Source organism: Peteryoungia algae, assembly GCF_030369675.1.
In the GTDB taxonomy this organism is placed as follows: domain Bacteria; phylum Pseudomonadota; class Alphaproteobacteria; order Rhizobiales; family Rhizobiaceae; genus Allorhizobium; species Allorhizobium algae.
This window is the reverse complement of the sequence record NZ_CP128477.1, coordinates 583,269-609,871: the sequence shown is the minus strand read 5'-3', so window position 1 is coordinate 609,871 and position 26,603 is coordinate 583,269. Positions and strand designations below refer to the sequence as shown.

At 59.8% G+C, this 26,603-nt stretch carries 30 protein-coding genes; 1 reads left to right on the top strand and 29 read right to left on the bottom strand.

The window, feature by feature from the left end; genetic code table 11:
* Positions 1–128: 128 nt before the first annotated feature.
* The 27 genes from QTL56_RS03140 to rpsL all read right to left on the bottom strand — a co-directional run bounded on the left by QTL56_RS03140 (position 129) and on the right by rpsL (position 16,874).
* Positions 129–779, bottom strand: a complete 651-nt coding sequence (locus QTL56_RS03140; RefSeq protein WP_245137058.1) for an adenylate kinase — start codon at positions 777–779, stop codon at positions 129–131.
* On the bottom strand, positions 776–2,116 hold the full coding sequence (secY, locus tag QTL56_RS03135; RefSeq protein ID WP_229576459.1) for a preprotein translocase subunit SecY: 1,341 nt from the start codon (positions 2,114–2,116) through the stop codon (positions 776–778). The genes QTL56_RS03140 and secY overlap by 4 nt, the downstream gene beginning before the upstream one ends.
* 240 nt (positions 2,117–2,356) lie before the next feature.
* Positions 2,357–2,836 (bottom strand): 50S ribosomal protein L15, encoded by a 480-nt coding sequence (gene rplO, locus QTL56_RS03130; RefSeq protein ID WP_245137059.1) that lies wholly within the window; start codon positions 2,834–2,836, stop codon positions 2,357–2,359.
* A 16-nt stretch (positions 2,837–2,852) separates the two neighbouring features.
* On the bottom strand, positions 2,853–3,062 hold the full coding sequence (rpmD, locus tag QTL56_RS03125) for a 50S ribosomal protein L30 (RefSeq protein ID WP_220328596.1): 210 nt from the start codon (positions 3,060–3,062) through the stop codon (positions 2,853–2,855).
* A 14-nt stretch (positions 3,063–3,076) separates the two neighbouring features.
* On the bottom strand, positions 3,077–3,646 hold the full coding sequence (rpsE, locus tag QTL56_RS03120; protein ID WP_229576461.1) for a 30S ribosomal protein S5: 570 nt from the start codon (positions 3,644–3,646) through the stop codon (positions 3,077–3,079).
* A 141-nt stretch (positions 3,647–3,787) separates the two neighbouring features.
* A complete protein-coding gene (gene rplR, locus QTL56_RS03115; RefSeq protein ID WP_229576462.1) occupies positions 3,788–4,150 on the bottom strand; it encodes a 50S ribosomal protein L18 in 363 nt (120 codons plus the stop codon).
* A 12-nt stretch (positions 4,151–4,162) separates the two neighbouring features.
* Entirely contained in the window at positions 4,163–4,696 is a 534-nt protein-coding gene (rplF, locus tag QTL56_RS03110) for a 50S ribosomal protein L6 (RefSeq protein ID WP_229576463.1), read from the bottom strand.
* Between the two features lie 43 nt (positions 4,697–4,739).
* On the bottom strand, positions 4,740–5,138 hold the full coding sequence (rpsH, locus tag QTL56_RS03105; protein WP_112247650.1) for a 30S ribosomal protein S8: 399 nt from the start codon (positions 5,136–5,138) through the stop codon (positions 4,740–4,742).
* Positions 5,139–5,150: 12 nt separating this feature from the next.
* Positions 5,151–5,456, bottom strand: coding sequence for a 30S ribosomal protein S14 (gene rpsN, locus QTL56_RS03100; RefSeq protein WP_229576464.1), 306 nt, complete (start codon positions 5,454–5,456; stop codon positions 5,151–5,153).
* Positions 5,457–5,489: 33 nt separating this feature from the next.
* On the bottom strand, positions 5,490–6,047 hold the full coding sequence (rplE, locus tag QTL56_RS03095) for a 50S ribosomal protein L5 (RefSeq protein WP_229576465.1): 558 nt from the start codon (positions 6,045–6,047) through the stop codon (positions 5,490–5,492).
* Positions 6,040–6,348, bottom strand: a complete 309-nt coding sequence (gene rplX, locus QTL56_RS03090) for a 50S ribosomal protein L24 (RefSeq protein WP_076395922.1) — start codon at positions 6,346–6,348, stop codon at positions 6,040–6,042. Before rplX ends, rplE begins: the two co-directional genes overlap by 8 nt.
* 13 nt (positions 6,349–6,361) lie before the next feature.
* Positions 6,362–6,730 (bottom strand): 50S ribosomal protein L14, encoded by a 369-nt coding sequence (gene rplN, locus QTL56_RS03085; RefSeq protein WP_006728677.1) that lies wholly within the window; start codon positions 6,728–6,730, stop codon positions 6,362–6,364.
* A 229-nt stretch (positions 6,731–6,959) separates the two neighbouring features.
* Entirely contained in the window at positions 6,960–7,196 is a 237-nt protein-coding gene (gene rpsQ / locus QTL56_RS03080; protein WP_112247641.1) for a 30S ribosomal protein S17, read from the bottom strand.
* Positions 7,197–7,208: 12 nt separating this feature from the next.
* Positions 7,209–7,409 (bottom strand): 50S ribosomal protein L29, encoded by a 201-nt coding sequence (gene rpmC, locus QTL56_RS03075; RefSeq protein WP_136558514.1) that lies wholly within the window; start codon positions 7,407–7,409, stop codon positions 7,209–7,211.
* A gap of 11 nt (positions 7,410–7,420) precedes the next feature.
* Complete coding sequence (gene rplP / locus QTL56_RS03070; protein WP_006728680.1) at positions 7,421–7,834, bottom strand: 50S ribosomal protein L16; 414 nt, start codon at positions 7,832–7,834, stop codon at positions 7,421–7,423.
* A 39-nt stretch (positions 7,835–7,873) separates the two neighbouring features.
* Positions 7,874–8,608, bottom strand: a complete 735-nt coding sequence (rpsC, locus tag QTL56_RS03065) for a 30S ribosomal protein S3 (protein ID WP_136558515.1) — start codon at positions 8,606–8,608, stop codon at positions 7,874–7,876.
* Complete coding sequence (rplV, locus tag QTL56_RS03060; protein ID WP_006728682.1) at positions 8,608–8,997, bottom strand: 50S ribosomal protein L22; 390 nt, start codon at positions 8,995–8,997, stop codon at positions 8,608–8,610. The genes rpsC and rplV overlap by 1 nt, the downstream gene beginning before the upstream one ends.
* A gap of 2 nt (positions 8,998–8,999) precedes the next feature.
* The gene (gene rpsS / locus QTL56_RS03055; protein ID WP_102019766.1) at positions 9,000–9,278 is read right to left on the bottom strand and encodes a 30S ribosomal protein S19; all 279 of its coding nucleotides are present in this window, start codon (positions 9,276–9,278) and stop codon (positions 9,000–9,002) included.
* Positions 9,279–9,293: 15 nt separating this feature from the next.
* Positions 9,294–10,130, bottom strand: coding sequence for a 50S ribosomal protein L2 (rplB, locus tag QTL56_RS03050; protein WP_229576466.1), 837 nt, complete (start codon positions 10,128–10,130; stop codon positions 9,294–9,296).
* Positions 10,131–10,147: 17 nt separating this feature from the next.
* Positions 10,148–10,441 carry a 50S ribosomal protein L23 gene (locus tag QTL56_RS03045; RefSeq protein ID WP_006728685.1) on the bottom strand — a complete coding sequence of 98 codons (294 nt, stop codon included), beginning with the start codon at positions 10,439–10,441 and terminating at the stop codon, positions 10,148–10,150.
* Positions 10,438–11,058 carry a 50S ribosomal protein L4 gene (rplD, locus tag QTL56_RS03040; RefSeq protein WP_229576467.1) on the bottom strand — a complete coding sequence of 207 codons (621 nt, stop codon included), beginning with the start codon at positions 11,056–11,058 and terminating at the stop codon, positions 10,438–10,440. The genes QTL56_RS03045 and rplD overlap by 4 nt, the downstream gene beginning before the upstream one ends.
* Before the next feature lie 13 nt (positions 11,059–11,071).
* A complete protein-coding gene (gene rplC, locus QTL56_RS03035; protein WP_229576468.1) occupies positions 11,072–11,710 on the bottom strand; it encodes a 50S ribosomal protein L3 in 639 nt (212 codons plus the stop codon).
* A 173-nt stretch (positions 11,711–11,883) separates the two neighbouring features.
* Positions 11,884–12,192, bottom strand: coding sequence for a 30S ribosomal protein S10 (gene rpsJ, locus QTL56_RS03030; protein WP_009109911.1), 309 nt, complete (start codon positions 12,190–12,192; stop codon positions 11,884–11,886).
* A 375-nt stretch (positions 12,193–12,567) separates the two neighbouring features.
* Positions 12,568–13,743, bottom strand: coding sequence for an elongation factor Tu (tuf, locus tag QTL56_RS03025; RefSeq protein WP_245137060.1), 1,176 nt, complete (start codon positions 13,741–13,743; stop codon positions 12,568–12,570).
* A 71-nt stretch (positions 13,744–13,814) separates the two neighbouring features.
* Positions 13,815–15,914: an elongation factor G gene (fusA, locus tag QTL56_RS03020; RefSeq protein WP_245137061.1), complete on the bottom strand. Its 2,100-nt coding sequence runs from the start codon at positions 15,912–15,914 to the stop codon at positions 13,815–13,817.
* A gap of 32 nt (positions 15,915–15,946) precedes the next feature.
* A complete protein-coding gene (gene rpsG / locus QTL56_RS03015) occupies positions 15,947–16,417 on the bottom strand; it encodes a 30S ribosomal protein S7 (protein ID WP_076395909.1) in 471 nt (156 codons plus the stop codon).
* Between the two features lie 85 nt (positions 16,418–16,502).
* Positions 16,503–16,874: a 30S ribosomal protein S12 gene (gene rpsL / locus QTL56_RS03010; protein WP_003507760.1), complete on the bottom strand. Its 372-nt coding sequence runs from the start codon at positions 16,872–16,874 to the stop codon at positions 16,503–16,505.
* Positions 16,875–17,383: 509 nt separating this feature from the next.
* Here rpsL and QTL56_RS03005 point away from each other — a divergent pair.
* Entirely contained in the window at positions 17,384–17,677 is a 294-nt protein-coding gene (locus QTL56_RS03005) for a hypothetical protein (protein WP_054149591.1), read from the top strand.
* A 213-nt stretch (positions 17,678–17,890) separates the two neighbouring features.
* Here QTL56_RS03005 and rpoC read toward each other — a convergent pair whose 3' ends face one another.
* On the bottom strand, positions 17,891–22,102 hold the full coding sequence (gene rpoC / locus QTL56_RS03000; protein ID WP_229577026.1) for a DNA-directed RNA polymerase subunit beta': 4,212 nt from the start codon (positions 22,100–22,102) through the stop codon (positions 17,891–17,893).
* 194 nt (positions 22,103–22,296) lie between these two features.
* Positions 22,297–26,430, bottom strand: a complete 4,134-nt coding sequence (gene rpoB / locus QTL56_RS02995; protein WP_229577025.1) for a DNA-directed RNA polymerase subunit beta — start codon at positions 26,428–26,430, stop codon at positions 22,297–22,299.
* Between the last annotated feature and the right edge of the window lie 173 nt (positions 26,431–26,603).

Sequence of the window (26,603 nt, the reverse complement as noted above, 5' to 3'; positions counted from 1 at the left end):
CGAACCCGGTCTCCCAGCGTTTTGGAAGAACGCGCCGATCGCAGACATGTCGCGAGTTGGCGCGGTCTTTAACGGAATCGATCGACAAAAGCAACCGATCCCGCGAAGATTCTTGGATTCCGCCGGCTTCAGAGCTTGGCGAAAATGGCTTCGATCTCGCCGGTTACGGCATCGATCTCCCCCATGCCGTCGACCGAATGCAGCTTACCCTTGGCGTGGTAATAGCCGATCAGCGGCGAGGTTTCCTTGTAGTAGGCCTGCAGACGGGTGCGGACCGTATCGCGGTTGTCATCCGGACGACGCTTGAAATGCGTCGAGCCGCACTTGTCACAGACGCCTTCAACCTTCGGCTTCAGGTTCTCGTCGTGATAGCCGGCACCGCAGTTGGCGCAGGTGTAACGGCCGGCGATTCGCTCAGCCAGAATCTCGTCGTCGACGCGGATTTCGATCACCGCCGTCAGGTCGAGATTCTTGCCTTTCAGCATGGCCTCGGTGGCATCCGCCTGGACCAGTGTCCGAGGGAAACCATCAAGAATGAAGCCATTGGCACAGTCGGGCGCATCGATGCGCTCGGAGACGATGGCGATGACGATGTCGTCCGAGACCAGCTTGCCGGCGTCCATGACAGCCTTGGCGCGCTTGCCGACCTCCGTGCCGGCCGAAACGGCTGCACGGAGCATGTCACCGGTGGAAAGCTGCGGAATGCCGTGCTTCTCAACGATCCGCTGGGCCTGGGTTCCCTTACCCGCGCCCGGCGGTCCTAACAGAATCAGTCTCATCGTCCCCTCTTTCCTCCACGTAACTTCGACTTCTTGATCAGCCCCTCATACTGCTGGGCGATCAGATGTCCCTGAACCTGTGCTACAGTATCAAGGGTCACGCTGACAACAATCAAAAGCGAAGTACCACCAAGGGCTAATGGGATCCCGGTGCGTGCGATGAGGATTTCAGGCAGGACGCAGACGAAGACGAGGTAGATCGCGCCGACCACCGTGATGCGGGTCAGAACGTAGTCGATATACTCGGCTGTACGGTCACCGGGGCGGATGCCGGGGATGAAGCCGCCATGCTTCTTCAGATTGTCGGCCGTATCCTTCGGGTTGAAGACGATGGCCGTGTAGAAGAAGGCGAAGAAGGCGATCAAGGCCGCATAGAGCATCATGTAGACCGGGTGGCCGTGCTGCAGCGCGGCGATCACGGTCGTTGCCCAGCCCGGAAGCTGACTGTTGCCGGCGAAACCTGCAGCCGTTGCAGGCAGAAGCAGCAGCGACGAGGCGAAGATTGCCGGAATGACACCTGCAGTGTTGAGCTTCAGCGGCAGATGCGACGTGTCGCCCTGGAACATGCGGTTGCCGACCTGGCGCTTCGGATACTGGATCAGCAGGCGACGCTGGGCACGCTCGACGAAGACGATCAGCGCGATGACGCCAATTGCCACAACGATGACGGCCAGGATGAGCAGGGTCGAGAGCGCACCGGTACGGCCGAGCTCAAGGGTGTGTGCCACGGCTGTCGGCAGGCCGGCCGCGATGCCGGCGAAGATGATCAGCGAAATGCCGTTGCCGATACCGCGCGAGGTGATCTGTTCACCCAGCCACATCAGGAACATGGTGCCGCCAAGCAGGGTCAGCACGGTCGAAATACGGAAGAACCAGCCCGGATCGGCCACGATGCCCTGGCCCGTTTCGAGACCGACGGCGATGCCATAGGCCTGGAGGGCACCCAGAAGCACAGTGCCGTAGCGCGTGTACTGGTTGATGATCTTGCGCCCCTGCTCGCCCTCTTTCTTGAGCTGCTCGAGGGTGGGCACGACCGACGTCATCAGCTGCACGATGATCGACGCGGAGATATAGGGCATGATGCCCAGCGCGAAGATCGCCATGCGCTCGACTGCACCGCCGGCAAACATGTTGAAAAGTCCGAGGATGCCACCCGACTGCCCCTGGAAGGCGGCGGCATAGGCCTCCGGATTGAGGCCAGGCAGCGGAATATGCGTGCCGAGGCGATAAACCAGCAATGCGGCCAGAGTGAACCACAGACGCTTCTTCAGATCTTCCGCCTTGGCGAAAGTCGAGAAGTTGAGGTTCGAGGCCAGTTGTTCCGCTGCAGAAGCCATAGAATTCTCCGCAAACCCAGACCGGTGGCGGCGCTACGCCGGAACCGGAGGCTCTTTAATCAAACTGCTTTTTCAGAAAACAGGGCGCGGGAGAAGTTGCCGAGCAACCGCATGCCTCACACCCTTGTTTTCCAGATGACCCGGAAGACGAAACAACGTCCATTCCGTCCTGGGATCGTGAGGCTCACATATGGGAGCAAAATCGCCCGGTGTGAAGCACCCCGGGCGATTGTCTTTCACTTATTCAGCGGCTTCCTTGGCTGCTTCGAGCAGCTTGATGGAACCACCGGCCTTTTCGATCTTCTCGACGGCTGCCTTGGAGGCGCCGGCGACTTCGATCGTCAGCTTTGCCTTGAGTTCGCCACCCGACAGGACGCGAACACCGTCCTTGACGCGACGAATCACGCCGGCTGCCTTGAGCGATGCGGCATCGACAGTCGCCTTGGCGTCCAGCTTGCCAGCATCGATCGCGGTCTGGATACGGCCGACCGAAACGGTCACGTAGTCCGAGGCGAAGATGTTGTTGAAGCCGCGCTTCGGCAGACGACGGTAGATTGGCATCTGACCGCCTTCGAAGCCGTTGATGGCGACGCCCGAACGAGCCTTCTGACCCTTCACGCCGCGACCGCCGGTCTTGCCCTTGCCAGAGCCGATGCCGCGACCTACGCGGATACGGTCCTTGGAGGAGCCTTCGTTGTCTTTGATTTCATTCAGTTTCATGATGACTTCCCCCGTCTCACTTCTCGTCGACGACGCGAACGAGATGCTGGACAGCACGGATCATGCCACGAACGGAAGGCGTATCTTCCAGGGTGCGGACCCGGTGCATCTTGTTGAGGCCCAGACCAACCAGCGTTGCGCGCTGGATAGCCGGACGGCGAATAGGCGAGCCGATCTGTTCGACCGTGATCGTCTTTGCTTCAGTCTTCTTCGTAGCCTTGGCCATGGGTCAGACTCCTCTTATTCTTCAGCTGCGTTGCCGGAGGCAGCGCGGCGAGCCTGGAGGGTGGCGTATTTCAGGCCACGCTGAGCTGCCACATCCTTCGGATGCACCTGATGCTTCAGGGCGTCGAACGTGGCGCGAACCATATTGTACGGGTTCGACGAACCGGTCGACTTGGCGACAACGTCGGACATGCCGAGCGTTTCGAAGACGGCGCGCATCGGACCACCGGCGATGATGCCGGTACCAGCCTTGGCGGAGCGCAGCAGAACCTTGCCGGCGCCGTGACGGCCGTTGACGTCATGATGGAGCGTACGGCCATCACGCAGGGGAACGAAAATCAATTCGCGCTTGGCAGCTTCGGTGGCCTTGCGGATGGCTTCCGGCACTTCACGTGCCTTGCCATGACCGAAGCCTACACGACCCTTCTGGTCGCCGACGACGACGAGGGCTGCGAAGCCGAAACGACGGCCGCCCTTGACGACCTTAGCGACGCGGTTGATCGCGACCAGCTTGTCGACGAACTCGCTATCGCGCTCTTCACGGTTCTGGCGATCATCGCGCGAACCACGCTTTTCTTGTGCCATTGTCCTTTTCCTTTTTCTTTTCCGGGTGCAATCGGCAGATTACGCAAAGTTCCACCCTGCCCTGTCGGGTCAAGGTGGAATCCGGTGTGACCGGCTATAAGCCGGAAATCCGCCCGAACACAAGCTCGGGCGGAAACTTGATCAGAAGGTCAGACCACCTTCTCGGGCGGCTTCTGCCAGGGCCTTGATACGGCCATGATAGATGAAGGCGCCACGATCGAAGACAACTTCCTTGACGCCGGCCTTGGTCGCGCGCTCGGCAACCAGCTTGCCAACGGCAGCAGCTGCTGCTGTGTCGGCGCCGGTCTTGAGCTCGGCCTTCAGGCCACCATCGAGGGTCGAAGCAGCCGCAAGGGTCTTGCCAGCGACGTCGTCGATGATCTGAGCGTAGATGTTCTTCGAAGAGCGATGTACCGACAGACGCGGACGGCCATTTGCCACCGCCTTGATCTGACGCCGTACGCGGTTCGCACGGCGAACAAGTGCTTCTTTTCTGCTTGCCATTTCGCGCGTTCCTTACTTCTTCTTGCCTTCTTTGCGGACGATCCGCTCTTCGGCATACTTGACGCCCTTGCCCTTGTAGGGCTCCGGACCGCGATATTCGCGGATCTCGGCGGCAACCTGGCCGACCTGCTGCTTGTTGATGCCGGACACGATGATTTCGGTCGGCTTCGGAACAGCGATGGAAATGCCGACCGGCGGCTCATAGACGACGTCGTGGCTGAAGCCGAGCGCGAGCTGCAGGTTCTTGCCCTGAAGCGACGCACGGTAACCAACGCCGTTGATTTCGAGCTTGCGCTCGTAACCGTCCTTAACACCCTTCAGGATGTTCTCGATCATCGTGCGGGACATGCCCCACTTCGACCGAGCGTCCTTGGAGTCGCTGTTCGGCTGGACGACAACGGCGTTGTCTTCGAGCTTCACGGAGATTTCGTCGTTTGCGACGAAGAAAAGTTCACCCTTCGGACCCTTGACGGAGACCTTCTGGCCTTCGACAGAGGCGGTCACACCAGCCGGAACCGGAACGGGCTTCTTACCGATACGAGACATAGTTTTTATCCTGTCTGTTCGCTATGGAGATCCCCTGCCCGTCTTAGAAGACGGAGCAGAGTACCTCACCACCAACGTTCTGTTCGCGAGCCTGGTGATCGGCCATCACACCCTTCGGAGTCGAAAGGATGGTAATGCCGAGGCCGTTCGCGACCTGCGGGATGGACTTGACCGAGACATAAACTCGGCGGCCCGGCTTGGATACGCGGCCGATTTCGCGGATGACCGAAGCACCTTCGTAGTACTTCAGTTCAATCGTGATTTCGGACTTGCCATTGCCGTAATCGGTCTGGCTGTAGCCACGGATGTAACCTTCGGCCTGCAGAACGTCGAGAACGCGGGCACGGAGATTGGAAGCCGGAGTGGAGACGGAGCTCTTGCGGCGAGCCGCGCCATTCCGGATACGGGTGAGCATATCGCCCAACGGATCAGTCATCGTCATATTGCCGTCTCCTTACCAGCTCGACTTCACAACGCCCGGCACCTTGCCGGTGTTGCCAAGCTCGCGAAGCGCGATACGCGACATTCCAAGCTTGCGATAGAACGCACGCGGACGACCGGTGACTTCGCAACGGTTGCGAATACGGGTCTTGGAGCCATCGCGTGGCAGTTCTGCCAGCTTCAGGGTGGCCTTGAACCGCTCTTCAATCGAAAGAGACTGGTTCATGATGATTGCCTTCAAGCCGGCACGCTTCGTCGCCTGGCTCGCTGCAATCTTGCGGCGGCGCTTGTTCTTTTCAACTGCGCTTGTCTTCGCCATATGGAAGTTCCTCTTCTACGCTCGTCGTTACGGTTATGTACGGAACGGGAAGTTGAACTCTTTCAAGAGAGCCCGTGCTTCGTCGTCCGTCGGCGCCGTCGTGCAAACGATGATGTCCATGCCCCACATCTGATCAACCTTGTCGTAGTTGATCTCAGGGAACACAATGTGCTCCTTGATGCCCATGGCGAAGTTGCCACGGCCGTCAAAGCTCTTCGGGTTCAGGCCCCGGAAGTCGCGAACGCGCGGAAGCGCGATGTTGATCAGGCGGTCCATGAATTCATACATGCGGGCGCCACGAAGAGTAACCTTCGCACCGATCGGCATGAATTCGCGAACCTTGAAGCCTGCGATCGAGTTGCGCGCCTTGGTGATGACCGGCTTCTGACCGGCAATCGCGGCCAGGTCGGCAGCAGCCACGGAGGGCTTCTTCGAATCGGCAGTGGCTTCGCCAACACCCATGTTGATGACGATCTTGTCCAGCTTGGGGATCATCATGCCGTTGGCGTAGGAGAACTGCTCCTGCATCGCTGCGCGAATGCGGGAAACGTATTCAGCCTTGAGCCGCGGCTCGTACTTGGATTCAGCCATCGATCACATCTCCCGAACGCTTCGCTACACGCACCTTCTTGCCGTCGACGACGGAGAAACCAACGCGGGTCGGCTTGCCGTCCTTGCCGACGATGGCAATGTTGGACAGGTGAATGGAAGCTTCCTTATTGATGATGCCGGCTTCCTGCGTCTGAGACTGACGCTGGTGGCGCTTCACCATGTTGATACCACGCACGAGTGCGCGATCTTCTTTCGGCATTACCTGCAGGACTTCGCCAGTACGGCCCTTGTCCTTGCCGGCGAGTACGACAACGCTGTCGCCTTTGCGGATCTTGTTCATCGCTTCCCGCTCCTTACAGTACTTCTGGAGCCAGCGAGATGATCTTCATGTGGTTCTTGGCGCGAAGTTCGCGCGGAACCGGTCCGAAGATACGGGTGCCGATCGGCTCTTTCTTGTTGTCGATGAGAACGGCTGCGTTGTTATCGAAACGAATAACGCTGCCGTCGGCGCGACGAATGTCCTTGGCGGTGCGCACGACAACCGCCTTCATCACGTCACCCTTCTTCACGCGGCCGCGCGGGATCGCTTCCTTGATCGAAACGACGATGATGTCGCCGATGGAAGCGTACTTGCGCTTGGAGCCGCCCAGCACCTTGATGCACATGACACGACGTGCGCCGGAATTATCCGCGACGTCGAGGTTAGTCTGCATCTGAATCATGTCAGGTCGCCTTCTTGTTGTAACCCGAACGGTTGGGCCTGGGCCCCCTATTCCGGCTTATGATAAATTTCAATTGTGCGCGGGAAGACAAATACAGGGTGGTTTCCCATAAGGGACCTTCCGTGCGCTCAAAGCAAAAGAACGCTCGATTCCGAGCGTTCTCAGCCAGTGGCCTGCTTCATACAGAATTCTGCGCAAGGTGCAAGCCCTTGCGCAGCAAGTCCGTAAATTAAGCCTGGGCGGCAATCACCGTCCAGCACTTGTCCTTGGAGATCGGGGCGCATTCCTGGATGGAAACAACGTCACCGGTCTTGAACTGATTGTTCTCGTCATGGGCCTTGTACTTCTTGGACCGGCGAACGGTCTTCTGAAGCAAAGGGTGGGCGAATCGACGCTCAACGCGAACAACAATTGTCTTGTCGTTCTTATCGCTGACAACTACGCCCTGCAGAATGCGTTTCGGCATATTTCTCGGTCCTTAGGCCTTGGCTTCTGCCGCCTTCTGGCGGGCAATGGTTTTCACGCGTGCGATATCGCGACGGACTTCCTGAATGCGGGAAGACTTCTCAAGCTGGCCAGTGGCCTTCTGGAAGCGCAGGTTGAACTGCTCCTTCTTCAGCTTCGCAAGCTCGTCGTTCAGCTGGTCAGCGCTCATGGCGCGTACGTCTGTGGCTTTCATCGACATGATCCTCACTCTGCAATGCGCTGTACGAAGCGCGTCGTGACAGAGAGCTTGGCGGAACCGAGGCGAAGTGCCTCGCGCGCGATCTCTTCCGAAACGCCGTCGATCTCGAACATGATACGGCCGGGCTTGACCTTGCATGCCCAGTATTCGACCGAACCCTTACCCTTACCCATACGAACTTCGGTCGGCTTTGCCGTGACCGGAACGTCAGGGAATACGCGGATCCACACGCGACCAGCACGCTTCATGTAGCGGGTGATCGCACGACGGGCGGCTTCAATTTCGCGAGCGTTCACGCGGTTCGGTTCCAGAGCCTTCAGGCCGAATTCACCGAATGCCAGATCAAAACCGCCCTTGGCGACGCCCTTGATGCGGCCCTTGAATTGCTTGCGGTACTTTGTACGCTTTGGCTGCAACATTTTCTTACTTCTCCGAGCTTATCTTTCGCCAGCGTTCAATCAAGCGTTCTCGCGGCGACGGTCGCCACGATCACCGCGGTCACCCCGGCTTGCCGGACCCTGGGCATCGCCCTCGAGCTGACGACGTTCAGACGCCATCGGATCGTGCTCGAGAATTTCGCCCTTGAAGATCCAGACCTTGACGCCGCAAATGCCATAGGCAGTTGCCGCTTCGGACGTGCCGTAGTCGATGTCGGCGCGCAGGGTGTGGAGCGGAACGCGGCCTTCGCGGTACCATTCGGTACGCGCGATTTCAGCACCGCCGAGACGGCCGGCGCAGGTGATCTTGATGCCTTCGGCACCCAGACGCATGGCCGACTGAACGGCGCGCTTCATGGCGCGACGGAAAGCGATACGACGCTCAAGCTGCTGGGTGATCGACTGTGCAACCAGCGTTGCGTCGACTTCCGGCTTGCGCACTTCAACGATGTTGAGGTGCGTTTCCGAGTTCGTCATCGTCGAGATCTTCTTGCGAAGCTTCTCGATGTCTGCACCCTTCTTGCCGATGATCAGACCCGGGCGAGCCGAGTGGATCGTGACGCGGCACTTCTTGTGCGGACGCTCGATGACGACCTTGGCGATGCCGGCCTGCTTCAGCTCGCTCATCAGGTAGGCGCGGATCTTCAGGTCTTCATGCAGAAGCTTGCCATATTCGGCATTGTCTGCAAACCAGCGGCTATCCCAGGTGCGGTTGATACCGAGGCGGAAGCCGATCGGATTGATTTTCTGACCCATTATGCGGCCTCCCCTTTGGCTTCGACTTCACGCACCACGATGGTCAGGTGCGAGAACGGCTTTTCGATGCGCGATGCGCGGCCGCGGCCACGAGCGTGGAAACGCTTCATGGTGATCGACTTGCCAACATAGGCCTCGGCGACGACCAGCTGGTCGACGTCGAGATCATGGTTGTTTTCAGCGTTGGCGATCGCAGACTCGAGCGTCTTGCGAACGGTGCCGGCGATACGCTTGCGGGAGAATTCCAGCTCAGCGAGAGCGCGCTCGACCTTCTTGCCGCGGATGAGCGCGGCAACCAGGTTGAGCTTCTGGGGGCTGACGCGGATCGTGCGGGCGACTGCCTGCGCTTCGTTGTCCTTGAGCCGGCGTTCGGTTTTTGCCTTGCCCATCGTTACTTCCTCTTCGCCTTCTTGTCCGCACCGTGACCGTAATAGGTCCGGGTGGGAGCGAACTCACCGAACTTGTGGCCGACCATGTCTTCGTTGACAGAGACGGGCACATGCTTGCTGCCGTTGTAGACGCCGAAGGTGAGACCCACGAACTGCGGCAGGATGGTGGAGCGACGGCTCCACATCTTGATCACTTCATTGCGGCCTGTCTCGCGAACCTTCTCAGCCTTCTTGAGAAGATAGCCGTCGACGAACGGGCCTTTCCATACTGAACGAGCCATTTCTGACTACCTCTCTTACTTCTTCTTCAGGTGGCGCGAGCGCATGATGAACTTGTCGGTCGACTTGTTCGAGCGAGTCCGCTTGCCCTTGGTCGGCTTGCCCCAAGGGGAAACCGGGTGGCGACCACCGGAGGTGCGGCCTTCACCACCACCGTGCGGGTGGTCGACCGGGTTCATGACGACACCGCGGTTATGCGGGGTCTTGCCGCGCCAACGGGTACGACCGGCCTTGCCGTCGTTCGTGTTGCCGTGGTCAGGATTGGAGACCGCGCCGATCGTGGCGAGGCACGAGCCCGGGACGAGACGCTGCTCGCCAGAGTTCAGGCGCAGGATCGCCATGCCGGCATCGCGGCCGACGAGCTGGACATAGGTGCCAGCCGAACGAGCGATCTGGCCGCCCTTGCCGGGCTTCATCTCGACGTTGTGAACGATCGAACCGACCGGGATGTACTGCAGCGGCATGGAGTTGCCGGGCTTCACGTCAACGGCCTTTTCAGACGCGATGACTTTGTCGCCGGCAGCGATGCGCTGCGGTGCCAGGATGTAGGCCTGCTCGCCGTCGGCATAGGTGACGAGAGCGATGAAGGCCGAACGGTTCGGGTCGTATTCCAGGCGCTCGACAGTGCCTTCGACGTCGAACTTGCGACGCTTGAAGTCAACCAGACGATAGGTGCGCTTGTGACCACCACCGATGAAGCGAGCAGTGATGCGGCCGTAGTTGTTACGGCCACCGCTCTTGGAGAGACCTTCCGTCAGCGCCTTGACCGGCTTGCCCTTCCAGAGGCCAGAGCGGTCGACGATGACCAGCTGACGCTGGCTGGGGGTCGTCGGATTGTAGCTTTTCAATGCCATTGTTCTTGTTCCCTACCTCAGACGCCCGTCGACACGTCGATGGACTGACCTTCGGCAAGCGTCACGACGGCTTTCTTGACGTCCTTCTGCTTGCCGGCGAAGCCGCGGAAACGCTTGGTCTTGCCCTTGCGGACGAGCGTATTGACGGCAGTAACCTTGACGCCGAAGAGGGCTTCGACAGCAGCCTTGATCTCAGGCTTGCTCGCACCCTTGGCGACGTTGAAGACAACCTGGTTAAACTCAGACACCATGGTCGACTTTTCCGTGATCGACGGAGATACGATCACGTCGTAATGGCGAAGATCCGTCATTTGAACCGCTCCTCCAGAGCTTCCACAGCAGCCTTGGAAAGCACGAGCTTGCCACGACGCAGGATGTCATAAACGTTGATGCCCTGAACCGGGAGAACATCGATGTTCGGGATGTTCGAAGCGGCGAGCTTGAAATTGCTGTCGATTTCGGCGCCGCCGATCACGAGAGCATTGGTGAGGCCGAGCGAAGCGAAGCTACCAACGAGCGCCTTGGTCTTGGCTTCAGCCGCAACCAGGTTGTCGATGATGATCAGGTCGTCCGACTTCAGCTTGGCAGACAGGGCGTGACGCAGAGCGAGTGCACGAACCTTCTTCGGCAGGTCATGGGCGTGGCTGCGAACAACCGGACCATGAGCCTTACCACCGCCGCGGAACTGCGGAGCGCGGGCCGAATGGTGACGAGCACGACCGGTGCCCTTCTGCTTGTACATCTTCGAACCGGTGCGGGAAACTTCCGAACGGCCCTTGGTCTTGTGCGTGCCCTGGCGCTTCTTGGCCAGCTGGTAGCGGATCATGCGCGAGATCAGGTCTTCGCGGGGATCCAGACCAAAGATTTCGTCCGACAGAGAAAGCTTGCCGGCGTCTTTGCCCTCGAGGGTCTTGACGTTCAATTCCATGTGCTTGGCTCCCTTACTTCGCCGACTTGACGGCGTCGCGGACGATGATCCAGGAACCCTTGGAACCGGGAACGGCGCCCTTCACAAGGATGAGACCACGATCTTCATCGGTCGAAACGACTTCGAGGTTCTGGGTGGTGACGCGCGTCTGGCCCATGTGACCAGCCATGCGCTTGCCCTTCCAGACCTTGCCCGGATCCTGGTTCGAACCGGTCGAACCATGCGAACGGTGCGACACGGAGACACCGTGGGTAGCGCGGAGACCACCGAAGTTGTGGCGCTTCATGGCACCGGCAAAACCCTTACCGATCGTCGTGCCCGTGACGTCGACCAGCTGGCCGGCTTCAAAATGGCTCGCGGTCAGCTGTGCGCCGACATCGATGAGGTTGTCTTCGGAAACGCGGAATTCGACGAGCTTGGCCTTGGGCTCAACGCTCGCAGCGGCGAAGTGACCGCGCAGGCCCTTCGTCGTGTTCTTCACCTTCGACGTACCGGCACCGAGCTGAAGCGCGACATAGCCGTTCTTGTCGGCGGTACGCTGAGCCACGACCTGTACGTTATCCAGACGCAGAACTGTTACCGGGATATGTTCGCCGGCGTCGTTATAGACGCGGGTCATTCCCACTTTCTGTGCAATCACACCTGAACGCATTGGTTCATTCCTCTTGAGAGTCGCGGACGGGATCTCGCGATCCTGACCTTTCCTCTTTGTTTAAGGATTCCACTCAGGCCCTTCCGAACCATCGGGTTTCCCGTTTCGAGAAGTCGTTGGCAGGTCTTGCCACGTACCTTCCTTGTTATTACGGCTCTCGCCGGAATTCCTTCTTAGAGCTTGATCTCGACGTCCACGCCGGCAGCCAGGTCGAGCTTCATCAGCGCGTCCACGGTCTGCGGGGTCGGGTCTACGATGTCGAGCAGGCGCTTATGCGTGCGCATTTCAAACTGTTCGCGGCTCTTCTTGTCGACGTGAGGCGAACGGTTGACGGTAAATTTTTCAATGCGGGTCGGGAGCGGAACCGGGCCGCGAACGCTTGCACCGGTGCGCTTGGCGGTCTGCACGATCTCCCGTGTGGAGGCATCGAGAACCCGGTGATCAAACGCCTTGAGGCGGATGCGGATATTCTGGCCGTTCATTCGACTTGTCCTTGTTTCTTTTCTTGCGTCCCGCATACGCAGAGACAGTGAATTACCATGACTGGCCGGCCCCAAATTTTCAAAAATCACAGGAACACCACTGCGGCCCTGTCACTCTTTCTCGTCATCAGGAGCCCTGCCGAACTCGACCCGTCGCCAGGTCGCGAAATCTGCAGCGCTTAGAACCGCCGGTGCAAATCACCGTACGATTCTGATCGTGGCCGGCGACATACACCGCAAACGGCCGTTCGTCAATGCGCCCAGCCGGACGAATTGGCGACATGCGCGCGGTCTGCATGGCTGGTTTGCACCAACCGGCAGACGGAAACGAAAAGCGGCCTCGGACGCTGAGCCCGAGGCCGCTCACTCAATGGCTTACTCGATGATCGAGGCGACGATGCCGGCGCCGACGGTACGGCCGCCTTCGCGGATCGCGAAGCGCAGCTTTTCTTCCATCGCGATCGGAACGATCAGCTCAACCTGAACCGTGACGTTGTCGCCCGGCATAACCATTTCCGTGCCTTCCGGAAGCGACACGATACCGGTCACGTCCGTCGTGCGGAAGTAGAACTGCGGACGATAGTTGGTGAAGAACGGCGTATGACGGCCGCCTTCTTCCTTCGTCAGGATGTAGGCTTCTGCCATGAACTTCTTGTGCGGCTTGACCGAACCCGGCTTGCAGAGAACCTGGCCACGCTCGACGTCGTCGCGCTGGATACCACGGACGAGCGCACCGATGTTGTCGCCAGCCTGGCCCTGGTCGAGCAGCTTGCGGAACATTTCAACGCCGGTCACCGTCGTCTTCTTGGTGTCGCGGATGCCGACGAATTCGACTTCTTCGCCAACCTTGACGATACCACGCTCGACGCGGCCCGTGACAACCGTACCACGGCCAGAGATCGAGAACACGTCTTCGATCGGCATCAGGAAGGGCTGGTCGATCGGACGCTCAGGCGTCGGGATGTAGGCGTCAACAGCGGCCATCAGCTCGCGAACGGCATCTTCGCCGATCTTCTTGTCGCTGTCGTTCAGGGCAGCCAGAGCCGAACCCTTGACGAACGGGATGTCGTCGCCGGGGAAGTCGTAGGACGACAGGAGTTCGCGAACTTCCAGTTCGACGAGTTCCAGAAGTTCTGCGTCGTCAACCTGGTCGACCTTGTTCAGGAAGACCACGATTGCGGGAACGCCAACCTGACGGGCGAGCAGGATGTGCTCGCGGGTCTGCGGCATCGGGCCATCGGCAGCCGAGCAGACCAGGATCGCGCCGTCCATCTGCGCTGCACCGGTGATCATGTTCTTGACGTAGTCGGCGTGGCCGGGGCAGTCAACGTGCGCGTAGTGGCGGTTCGGCGTCTCATACTCGACGTGTGCCGTCGAGATGGTGATGCCGCGGGCCTTTTCTTCCGGAGCTGCGTCGATCTGATCATAGGCCTTGAATTCACCGAAATACTTGGTGATCGCTGCCGTCAGAGACGTCTTGCCGTGGTCGACGTGGCCGATCGTGCCGATGTTGACGTGCGGCTTGTTGCGCTCAAACTTACTCTTTGCCATTTTCGGCTCTCCATTTTCTGGTCCCCGTCAGGGGAAATTCACAATTCAATTGGACGGGCGGGGTATCCCGGTCACTTCTGACCGGAATACTTTGCCTGGATTTCAGCGGCGACGTTCGACGGGACCGGTGCGTAGTGATCGAAGGTCATCGAGTACTGTGCACGGCCCTGCGACATGGACCGCAGGTTGTCGACATACTTGAACATGTTGGCGAGCGGGACGTGAGCGTTGATCACGATCGCAATGCCGCGCTGTTCCTGGCCCTGGATCTGGCCACGACGCGAGTTCAGGTCGCCGATAACGTCGCCGACATAATCTTCCGGCGTGACGACTTCGACCTTCATCATCGGCTCGAGCAGCTGTGCGCCAGCCTTCTTGGCTGCTTCACGGAAGCAGGCACGCGAGGCGATTTCGAAGGCGAGAACCGAGGAGTCAACGTCGTGGAAGGCACCATCGATGAGGGTGGCCTTGACGCCGAGCATCGGGAAGCCAGCGAGCGGACCCGAAGACAGAACGCTTTCGATACCCTTCTGGACGCCCGGGATGTATTCCTTGGGAACAGCACCGCCGACGATCTTGGATTCGAACTTGAAGTCTTCGCCATCCGGATTCGGTTCGAAGACGAGCTTGACGCGCGCGAACTGGCCGGTACCACCGGACTGCTTCTTGTGCGTGTAGTCTTCTTCGTGCGTCTTCGTGATGGTTTCACGATAGGCAACCTGCGGAGCACCGACGGTGGCTTCGACCTTGAACTCGCGACGCATGCGGTCGACGAGAATGTCGAGGTGAAGTTCACCCATGCCAGCGATGATCGTCTGGCCGGATTCCTGGTCGGTCTTGACGCGGAAAGACGGGTCTTCGGCGGCGAGGCGATTGAGCGCGAGGCCCATCTTTTCCTGGTCGCCCTTGGACTTCGGCTCGATCGCGATCTGGATGACCGGTTCCGGGAATTCCATGCGCTCGAGGATAACCGGCTTCAGGGGATCGCAGAGCGTGTCACCCGTCGTGGTTTCCTTGAGGCCGGCCAGAGCCACGATGTCGCCTGCAAAGGCTTCTTCGATGTCTTCACGGCTGTTGGAATGCATCTGCAGCATACGGCCGACGCGCTCGCGCTTGTCCTTGACCGTGTTCAGAACCGATGCGCCCTTTTCGAGCTTGCCCGAGTAGATGCGTGCGAAGGTGAGCGAACCAACGAAGGGGTCGTTCATGATCTTGAACGCGAGCATGGCAAGCGGCTCGGCGTCGTCTGCGTGACGCTCGATTTCGGCTTCGGTCTTGAAGTCGATGCCCTTGATTGCGGGAATGTCGAGCGGCGACGGCAGATATTCGACAACGGCGTCGAGCAGGGGCTGTACACCCTTGTTCTTGAAAGCCGTACCGCAGAACATCGGGTGGAACTTGACGTCGATGGTGCCGCGGCGAACGAGTGCACGGATCTTGTCATTGTCCGGCATGATGCCGTTCAGGTAGTCTTCCATCGCCTGTTCGTCGATCTCGACCACCGTCTCGATCATCTTTTCGCGATATTCCTCGGCCTTTTCCTTCAGGTCTTCCGGGATCTCAACGATATCCCAGGCAGCACCGAGGGACTCGTCGCGCCAGACGAGAGCATTCATCTCGATCAGGTCGACAACGCCCTTGAACTCGGTTTCTGCGCCGATGGGGAGCTGCATGACAACGGCGGTGGCGCCGAGACGGGTCTTGATCATCTCTACCGAGCGGTAGAAGTCAGCACCGGTCTTGTCCATCTTGTTGCAGAAGATCATCCGCGGGACGTTGTACTTTTCAGCCTGACGCCACACGGTTTCGGTCTGCGGCTCGACACCGGCATTGGCGTCGAGGAGAGCAACTGCACCGTCGAGAACGCGCAGCGAACGTTCGACTTCGATGGTGAAGTCGACGTGGCCGGGGGTGTCGATGATGTTGAAGCGGCGCATCTTGCCGTCGCGACCCTTCCAGAAGGTCGTCGTGGCAGCGGAGGTGATCGTGATGCCACGCTCCTGCTCCTGCTCCATCCAGTCCATGGTGGCTGCGCCGTCATGAACTTCGCCGATCTTGTGAGACTTACCGGTGTAGTAGAGGATGCGTTCGGTGGTCGTGGTCTTGCCGGCGTCGATGTGCGCCATGATACCGAAGTTGCGGTAGTCTTCGATTTTATATTCGCGAGCCATAACGGACTGCCTTTCAATATTCGATCGGTGGATTACCAGCGGTAATGCGAGAAGGCGCGGTTTGCATCGGCCATCTTGTGGGTGTCTTCGCGCTTCTTGACGGCGCTACCGCGGTTGTTGGCGGCGTCCATGAGTTCGCCCGACAGACGATCGACCATGGTGGTCTCGTTGCGCTTGCGGGCAGCAGTGATCAGCCAACGGATGGCGAGGGCCTGGCGACGCTCCGGACGAACATCGACCGGGACCTGGTAGGTTGCACCACCGACGCGGCGCGAACGGACTTCAACATGCGGCGCGACATTGTCGAGCGCCTGATGGAAGATTGCGATCGGCTCAGCCTTGGCCTTGTTCTGAACGACGTCGAAGGCACCGTAAACGATGCTTTCCGCGACAGACTTCTTGCCGTGAAGCATGATGGCGTTCATGAACTTGGTGACGACGAGATCGCCGAACTTCGGGTCCGGATTGATCTCACGCTTTTCTGCACTATGGCGACGGGACATACTATTTGTCTCTCAACGGTTGGGACGCTTTAGAACGCGGAGAACCTCGCGCAGCGCCGGTATCTGATTGATGAAGTGCCGAAGCTTACTTCGGACGCTTCGCACCGTACTTGGAACGGCGCTGCTTGCGGTTCTTGACGCCCTGGGTGTCGAGAACGCCGCGGATGATGTGGTAACGAACGCCCGGCAAGTCCTTTACGCGGCCGCCACGGATCATGACGACAGAGTGTTCCTGCAGGTTGTGACCTTCACCCGGAATGTAGCCGATGACTTCGAAGCCATTGGTCAGACGAATCTTTGCGACCTTACGCAGAGCCGAGTTCGGCTTCTTCGGGGTCGTCGTGTAAACGCGGGTGCAAACGCCGCGCTTCTGCGGGTTTTCCTGCAGAGCAGGAACCTTATTGCGCTTTACCTGCGCCTGACGCGGCTTGCGGATCAGCTGGTTTACGGTAGGCATATACCCATCCCTTGCAAAATCTAGTCTCAAGCCCTTTCAGGCCCTGGTGGTTTGCCGTTTCCGGCGGCGGCCGCACAGTTTTCTTCATGCGCAAAATGTGGCCCGACCCGTTTTCGCGGATGGACCACAAAAGACAGAGGACGCACCGCGGGAGTGCGTCGTGCGAGCAGCATTCTTGTCGTCAACGTGCGTTTGGAGACCTGTTTGAGACGAACTTCAGGACGAGTCGTCCCGAACAACCCGGTCTCACATGGGCTCCGATGGCCGGGGTACTACTGTTTTCCCCCCTTAACGTCAAGTCACATCTGCGAATTATTGCCCCTGGCGCCCTGTCTGGGCGGGAGTCTCGGCGTTTCGGCACGGGAAAATGGCAGCCCTGAGACGATTTGGCTTGGCTTGCGGCGGGAAACTTCTAGATAGGTAGAGATGAAGGGTCAACAGCCCTGCCCGGCTGGTCGAATCGGCCACAGCCAGAGAATCGACACGCCACAACAGGAAGACCAGGCGCCATGATTACCAGTCCCGACAATGACAACAACCGCGACGAGCCGATGGTGTTCATCGTGATCGCCAAGGCCTACGAGACCGAGGGCGGGCAACCGATCGACCTGCATGTCATGCTGACGGCCCCTGACGACGATACTGCCGTCAGGCTGACGCTGAACGCGCTTTCGGAAGAAGGCTTCCTGGAAGCCGACCTGGACCAGATCGGCATGATCACCGGCGCACCGGACGAGGAGCCGCATGCCTCGGCCTATCAGGGTGCACTCGAAGGGGAAGTGGCGATCATCCGCTTCGCCTGAGTTTCCGCCACAGAGAGATTTCCCATCAAAGGCCGCCCGGAGCCATCCGAGCGGCCTTATTGTTTGTGTACGCGAGGGCACGGGGTCGTGGGCTCGACCGCGTGTGGCAGCGCCCCTGCCAAGCTCCGCCACCCTCACGGCCCCCTCAAGCGAAAAAGGCCGCCCGGATTGCTCCGGGCGGCCTTTCTGATCGTGTCGAACCCTTGTCGCCGATTACTCGGCGGCCGGAGCGCTTTCGCCGGCGAGGTTCTGCAGCATCGGGGTCGCAACATCTGCGCCCGTGCCCTTCTTGCGTTCCTCGAGGATGAGGTCGTCGCGAGACGTGGCGATGCGGCGGATCTGCGTCATGGTACCACCGGTACCAGCCGGGATCAGACGGCCAACGATGACGTTTTCCTTCAGGCCCTGCAGCGTGTCGGTCTTGCCGGCGATCGCGGCTTCCGTGAGAACCTTGGTGGTTTCCTGGAAGGACGCGGCCGAGATGAACGACGGAGTCTGCAGCGAGGCCTTGGTGATGCCGAGCAGGACAGGATCGCCGTAAGCCGGCTTCTTGCCCTCTTCGACCAGGCGGTCGTTGTTGTCATCCAGTTCGATGCGGTCGACGTTGTCACCCACGATGTAGTGGCTGTCACCCGAATCCGTGATCTCGACCTTCTGCAGCATCTGGCGAACGATCACCTCGATGTGCTTGTCGTTGATCACAACGCCCTGCAGACGGTAGACTTCCTGGATTTCGTTGACCAGGTACGAGGCGAGTGCCTCGACGCCCTTGATCGCCAGGATGTCGTGCGGAGCCGGGTTACCGTCGAGGATGTAATCACCCTTTTCGATGTAGTCGCCTTCCTGAAGGTGGAAGGGCTTGCCCTTCGGGATCAGGTATTCGACAGGCTCGACACCGTCTTCCGCCGGCTCGATGATGACGCGACGCTTATTCTTGTAGTCGCGGCCGAGGCGGATCGTACCATCGATCTCAGCGATGATGGCATGGTCCTTCGGACGACGGGCTTCGAACAGTTCGGCAACGCGCGGCAGACCACCGGTGATGTCCTTGGTCTTGGCGCTTTCCAGCGGCGAACGTGCAAGCACGTCACCCTGGGAGACCTTCTGACCAGGCTCGACCGACAGGATCGCCTCGACGGACAGGTGGAAGCGGGCTTCGCCACCACGTGCGACCTTCAGAACGTTTCCGCTCGCATCCTTGATGACGATTGCCGGCTTGAGGTCGGCACCGCGCGGCGTCGAACGCCAGTCGATGACCTGACGCTTGGTGATACCGGTCGACTCGTCGGTGGCTTCGAGCACGGAGAGACCGTCGACGACGTCCTCGAAGTGCACGATACCCTCGACTTCCGTCATCATCGGGCGTGTGTAAGGATCCCACTCGGCCAGACGCTGGCCGCGCTTCACCTTGTCGCCGTCATCGACGAAGACCTTCGAGCCGTAGGCAACACGCTGCGAGGAGCGCTCGATGCCACGTTCGTCGAGGATCATCACCGCCATGCTGCGGCCCATGGCAATCAGGGTGCCATCGGAATTGCGCAGCATGTTGCGGTTCTTGATCTGCACCGTACCTTCGTACGAGGCTTCCAGGAACGACTGGTCGACCACGGTCGCGGTACCGCCCAAGTGGAAGGTACGCATGGTCAGCTGGGTACCCGGCTCACCAATCGACTGCGCCGCGATGACGCCGACGGCCTCACCCATGTTGACAGGCGTACCACGGGCGAGATCTCGGCCGTAGCAGATCGAGCAGACGCCCGTCTGGACTTCGCAGGTCAGTGCCGAGCGGATGCGGATGGACTGGATGCCAGCCTTCTCGATTTCCACAACAGCCGGCTCGAGGATCATCTGACCGGCATCGACGATGCGCTCACCCGTGATCGGATGATCGATATCATCAAGAGCGGTACGACCAAGGACGCGGGCGCCGATGGAGGCAACGACCTGACCGGCATCAACGATCGCCGTCATGGTGAGGCCCTTATCGGTGCCGCAATCCACGAGGTTGACGATGCAATCCTGGGCCACGTCGACGAGACGACGGGTCAGGTAACCGGAGTTCGCGGTCTTCAAAGCGGTGTCTGCGAGACCCTTACGGGCACCGTGGGTCGAGTTGAAGTACTCGTTAACGGTCAGGCCTTCCTTGAAGTTCGAGATGATCGGCGTCTCGATGATTTCACCCGACGGCTTGGCCATCAGGCCGCGCATGCCGCCCAGCTGGCGCATCTGGTTCGGTGAACCACGGGCACCCGAGTGCGACATCATGTAGATGGCGTTCATCTGCTTCTGGCGACCCGTTTCCGGATCGAACTCGACGGCCTTAATGCGGGCCATCATGTCCTCGGCGACCTTTTCGGTTGCCTTGCCCCAGGCGTCGACGACCTTGTTGTACTTTTCGCCCTGAGTGATCAGGCCGTCATTGTACTGCTGCTCATATTCCTTGACCAGCGTTTCGGTGTCGCCAACGATCTTCGCCTTGGTCTCCGGGATGATCATGTCGTCCTTGCCGAACGAAATGCCGGCGCGGCAGGCATGGGTGAAGCCGAGCTGCATGATGCGGTCACAGAAGATGACCGTGTCCTTCTGGCCGCAATGGCGATAGACCGTGTCGATCATCTTGGAGATGTTCTTCTTGGTCATTTCCTGGTTGCAGATGTCGAAGGGCACGTTGACGTTCTTCGGCAGAAGTTCGCCAATGATCATGCGGCCAGGCGTGGTCTCGTAGATCTTCGAAACCGGCTTGCCTTCGGCATCGACGGTCTTGAAGCGGCCACGGATCTTGGCGTGCAGCGTGACGACCTTGTTCTCCAGCGCATGGTGCAGTTCGCCCATGTCGGAGAAGGCCATGCCTTCGCCCGGCTCGTTCTGGTTCTGGATCGACAGATAGTAGAGGCCGAGAACCATGTCCTGCGACGGAACGATGATCGGTGCACCGTTGGCCGGGTGCAGGATGTTGTTCGTCGACATCATCAGGACGCGGGCTTCGAGCTGAGCTTCGAGCGACAGCGGCACGTGAACGGCCATCTGGTCGCCGTCGAAGTCGGCGTTGAAGGCCGTGCAGACGAGCGGGTGCAGCTGGATGGCCTTACCTTCGACCAGGATCGGTTCGAAGGCCTGGATGCCCAGGCGGTGCAGCGTCGGTGCGCGGTTCAGGAGAACTGGATGCTCGCGGATGACCTCGTCGAGGATATCCCAGACTTCCGGCTTTTCCTTTTCAACCAGCTTCTTTGCCTGCTTGACGGTCGAGGAATAACCCTTGGCGTCGAGACGGGCATAGATGAACGGCTTGAACAGTTCGAGCGCCATCTTCTTCGGCAGGCCGCACTGGTGCAGTTTCAGTTCCGGACCGGTCACGATGACCGAACGGCCGGAATAGTCGACGCGCTTGCCGAGAAGGTTCTGGCGGAAGCGGCCCTGCTTGCCCTTGAGCATGTCGGAGAGCGACTTCAGCGGACGCTTGTTGGCGCCGGTGATGACGCGGCCACGACGGCCGTTGTCGAACAGCGCGTCCACAGATTCCTGCAGCATGCGCTTTTCGTTGCGGATGATGATGCCCGGAGCGCGCAGTTCGATCAGGCGCTTCAGACGATTGTTACGGTTGATGACGCGACGATAGAGATCGTTCAGGTCAGACGTCGCAAAGCGGCCGCCATCGAGCGGAACCAGCGGACGCAGGTCCGGCGGGATCACTGGCACGACCTTCATGATCATCCATTCCGGACGGTTGCCGCTCTCCATGAAGTTCTCGACGATCTTCAGGCGCTTCATCAGCTTCTTCTGCTTCAGTTCCGACGTGGTTTCAGCCAGGTCGGAGCGCAGATCGCCAGCGATCCTCTCGAGATTCATCGAGGCCAGCATTTCAAAGATGGCTTCAGCGCCGATCATGGCGGTGAACTGGTCTTCGCCGAACTCGTCGACGGCCATCATGTACTCTTCTTCCGAGAGCAGCTGGTTTTCCTTGAGCGAGGTCAGGCCCGGCTCGGTCACGATGTAGTTCTCGAAGTAGAGAACGCGCTCGACATCCTTCAGCGTCATGTCGAGCAACGTCGAGATGCGCGACGGCAGCGACTTCAGGAACCAGATGTGGGCAACCGGGGCTGCGAGCTCGATATGGCCCATGCGCTCGCGGCGAACGCGCGACAGCGTGACTTCGACGCCGCACTTTTCGCAGATGATGCCCTTGTACTTCATGCGCTTGTACTTGCCGCACAGGCACTCGTAGTCCTTGATCGGTCCGAAGATGCGCGCGCAGAAGAGACCGTCACGCTCTGGCTTGAACGTGCGGTAGTTGATGGTTTCCGGCTTCTTGATCTCGCCGTAGGACCACGACAGGATCTTTTCCGGGCTCGCGATCGAGATCCGGATGGAGTCGAAGTGCTGAGCCGGCACTGTCGGGTTGAAAAGGTTCATGACCTCTTGGTTCATGCCTGTCTCCTTATGGGGCTAGAAGCCCTCGATTGGGTCCTGGTCGCGGCGAAATCCCGGGATGCCGCGCCGGACCCTGAAATGACAATAACCGCGAAATGCGGCGAAACTCCCCTTCCCGTCCCGACATTGGCCTTCGGGGCGATCAGGGAATGGCGTGCGCGGCCGAAGCCTCGCACGCCTTTGTCAAACCGTTATTCGGCTGCGTCGGGCAGCTGGCCGTCTTCCGTCAGGAGCTTCGAGTTCTCGAGTTCGACGGAAAGGCCCAGAGAGCGCATTTCCTTGACGAGAACGTTGAAGCTTTCCGGAATACCGGCCTCGAAGGTATCGTCGCCTCGGACGATCGCCTCATAGACCTTGGTACGGCCGGCCACGTCGTCCGACTTCACCGTCAGCATTTCCTGCAGGGTATAAGCCGCACCGTAAGCCTCGAGTGCCCAGACTTCCATTTCCCCGAAGCGCTGACCGCCGAACTGCGCCTTACCACCGAGCGGCTGCTGGGTGACGAGCGAGTAAGGACCGATCGAACGGGCGTGGATCTTGTCATCGACCAGGTGGTTCAGCTTGATCATGTACATGTAACCAACGGTGACCTGGCGGTCGAAGGCTTCACCGGTACGACCATCGTACAGAACCGACTGACCCGACGGGTTGAGACCCGCACGCGTGAGCATCGCGGAAACGTCGCTTTCATGCGCACCGTCGAAGACCGGCGTGGCGATGGACACGCCGCGCTTGGCTTCTTCAGCAAGCTTGACGAGTGCGTCGTCGTCGAAGTGCTTCACTTCGTCATGCGCTTCGGACTCATAGATTTCCGTCAGTTCCTTGCGGAGATCCGTGATGTCGAGGTGCTTGCGATAGTCTTCGAGCATCTGGCCGATCTTCTTGCCCATGCCGGCGCAAGCCCAGGCAAGGTGGGTTTCGAGGATCTGACCGACGTTCATGCGCGAGGGCACGCCGAGCGGGTTCAGAACGATGTCGACATGCGTGCCGTCTTCGAGGAACGGCATGTCCTCGACCGGAACGATGCGCGACACGACGCCCTTGTTGCCGTGACGGCCGGCCATCTTGTCGCCCGGCTGGATCTTGCGCTTCACAGCGACGAAGACCTTGACCATCTTCATGACGCCCGGAGGCATTTCATCACCGCGCTGAACCTTCTCGACCTTGTCCATGAAGCGCTGTTCAAGGCGCGACTTGGATTCGTCGTACTGGCCGCGGAGCGCTTCGAGTTCGCCCTGCACCTTTTCGTCCTCGACCGCGAACATCCACCACTGCGAGCGGGGGTATTCGGAGACGACGGCGTTGGTGAGTTCGACGCCCTTCTTGAAGCCCTTCGGACCTGCAATCGAGACCTGGCCCCGCAGCATGTCGATCAGACGGCCGTAGACGTTACGGTCGAGGATCGCCTGCTCGTCGTCACGGTCCTTGGCGAGGCGTTCGATTTCCTCGCGCTCGATGGCCATCGCGCGCTCGTCCTTCTCAACGCCGTGGCGATTGAAGACGCGAACTTCCACGACGGTCCCGAAGGTGCCCGGAGGCATGCGCATCGAGGTGTCACGAACGTCGGATGCCTTTTCACCGAAGATGGCGCGCAGAAGCTTTTCTTCCGGCGTCATCGGGCTTTCGCCCTTCGGGGTGATCTTGCCGACCAGGATGTCGCCAGGAGCGACTTCCGCACCGATGTAGACGATACCGGCTTCATCGAGGTTCTTCAGCGCTTCTTCCGACACGTTCGGAATGTCGCGCGTGATTTCTTCCGGACCGAGCTTGGTGTCGCGGGCCATGACTTCGAATTCCTCGATGTGGATCGAGGTGAAGACGTCTTCCGAGACGATGCGCTCCGACATGAGGATCGAGTCCTCATAGTTGTAGCCGTTCCACGGCATGAACGCGACGAGCGCATTGCGGCCGAGCGCCAGATCGCCGAGGTCGGTCGACGGACCGTCCGCGATGATGTCACCCTTGTTGACGATGTCGCCAACCGTCACCAGCGGGCGCTGGTTGACGCAGGTGTTCTGGTTCGAACGCTGGAACTTCTGCAGACGGTAGATGTCGACGCCGGACTTGCCCGGATCGAGATCTTCCGTTGCACGCACAACGATACGGGTCGCATCGACCTGGTCGACCACGCCGCCGCGACGGGCACCGATGGCAGCACCGGAGTCACGGGCGACGATCGGCTCCATGCCGGTCCCGACGAACGGGGCTTCGGCACGCAGGAGCGGCACGGCCTGACGCTGCATGTTCGAACCCATGAGGGCGCGGTTGGCGTCGTCGTTTTCCAGGAACGGAATGAGAGCAGCCGCAACCGAAACCAGCTGCTTCGGCGAGACGTCCATCAGGTTGATGGTGTCGCGCGGGGACAGCATGACTTCGCCAGCATGACGGCAGACGACGAACTCTTCGACGAACTGGCCATCGGCCGTCAGCTCGGAGTTGGCCTGCGCCACGTAGTACTTGGCTTCTTCCATCGCCGAGAGATAGACGACGTCCATCGTCACCTTACCGTCGATGATCTTGCGGTACGGGCTTTCGATGAAGCCATACTTGTTGACCCGTGCGAAGGTGGCAAGCGAGTTGATCAGACCGATGTTCGGGCCTTCCGGCGTCTCGATCGGGCAAATACGTCCGTAGTGCGTCGGGTGAACGTCGCGGACTTCGAAGCCTGCGCGCTCGCGGGTCAGACCACCCGGTCCAAGAGCCGAAAGACGGCGCTTGTGGGTGATTTCCGAAAGCGGGTTCACCTGGTCCATGAACTGCGACAGCTGCGAGGAGCCGAAGAATTCGCGGACGGCGGCAGCAGCCGGCTTGGCGTTGATCAGGTCCTGCGGCATGACGGTGTCGATTTCGATCGACGACATGCGTTCCTTGATCGCGCGCTCCATACGGAGCAGGCCGAGACGGTACTGGTTTTCCATCAGTTCGCCGACAGAGCGAACGCGACGGTTGCCGAGGTTGTCGATGTCGTCGATCTCGCCGCGGCCATCGCGCAGCTCGACCAGCATCTTGACCACGGCCAGGATGTCGTCCTTGCGCAGAACGCGGACGGTGTCCGGGCAGTCGAGGTCGAGACGCATGTTCATCTTGACGCGACCAACGGCCGACAGGTCGTAGCGCTCCGAATCGAAGAACAGCGAGTTGAACATGGCTTCGGCCGAATCCATGGTCGGCGGTTCACCCGGACGCATGACGCGGTAGATGTCGAACAGAGCGTCCTGACGGTTCTCGTTCTTGTCGGCAGACAGCGTGTTGCGGATGTAGGCGCCGACATTGATGTGGTCGATGCCGAGGATCGGGATCTCTTCGAAGCCGGACTCGAGGATCTGCGGAAGCGTCTTCTCGTCGATTTCCGAGCCTGCTTCCATGTAGATTTCACCGGTCGACATGTTGACCAGGTCTTCGGCGAGATAATTGCCGAACAGGTCTTCGTCCGATGCCTTCAGGAACTTCAGGCCCTTGTCCGACAGCTGACGCAGCAGGCGCGGGGTCAGCTTCTTGCCACCTTCGACCACGACTTCGCCGCTGTCGGCGTCGACGAGATCGGAAATGGCCTTGGCACCCTTGAGGGTTTCCGGGTTGAACGGGAAACGCCAGCCCTTGCCGTCGCGTTCATAGACGGACTTCGAGTAGAAGGTCGACAGGATTTCTTCGCCGTCCATGCCGAGTGCCATCAGCAGCGAGGTCACCGGGATCTTGCGGCGACGGTCGATACGGGCGTGCACGATGTCCTTGGCGTCGAATTCGATGTCGAGCCAGGAACCACGATACGGGATGACGCGCGCGGCAAACAGAAGCTTGCCCGACGAGTGGCTCTTGCCCTTGTCGTGGTCGAAGAAGACGCCCGGCGAACGGTGCATCTGCGAGACGATGACGCGCTCGGTGCCGTTGACGATGAAGGTACCATTGTTCGTCATCAGGGGCATGTCGCCCATGTAGACGGACTGTTCCTTGATGTCCTTGATCGAACGTGCGCCCGTATCCTCGTCAATATCGAACACGATCAGACGCAGGGTGACCTTGAGCGGTGCGGCATAGGTCAGGTCGCGCTGGCGGCATTCATCGACGTCGAACTTCGGCTGTTCGAATTCGTAGGACACGAATTCCAGCATCGAAGCACCGGAAAAGTCGGTGATTGGGAAGACGGACTTGAAAACGGCATTAAGCCCCTCGTCGGGACGGCCGCCCTGCGGCTCGTCGACCATGAGGAACTGGTCATAGGATGCCTTCTGAACCTCGATGAGGTTCGGCATTTCTGTGACTTCTGGAATTTTTCCGAAAAACTTGCGTACGCGCCTGCGACCGTTAAAGGTAAGGGTCTGAGCCATCGTCGCTCCTTGTCAGTTTGCACCCGGGCCTGCAACAGACGGTGACCGCTGGCCAGGCGGCTCCGTCAATAAATGGATCACTCAATCTCGTCTCGAGATCCGGACGGCCGGCCGGTTTGCCGGGCGCGCGGGTCGAGACCATCCTCTTGAGAACCCATTACCCAGGGACCGTT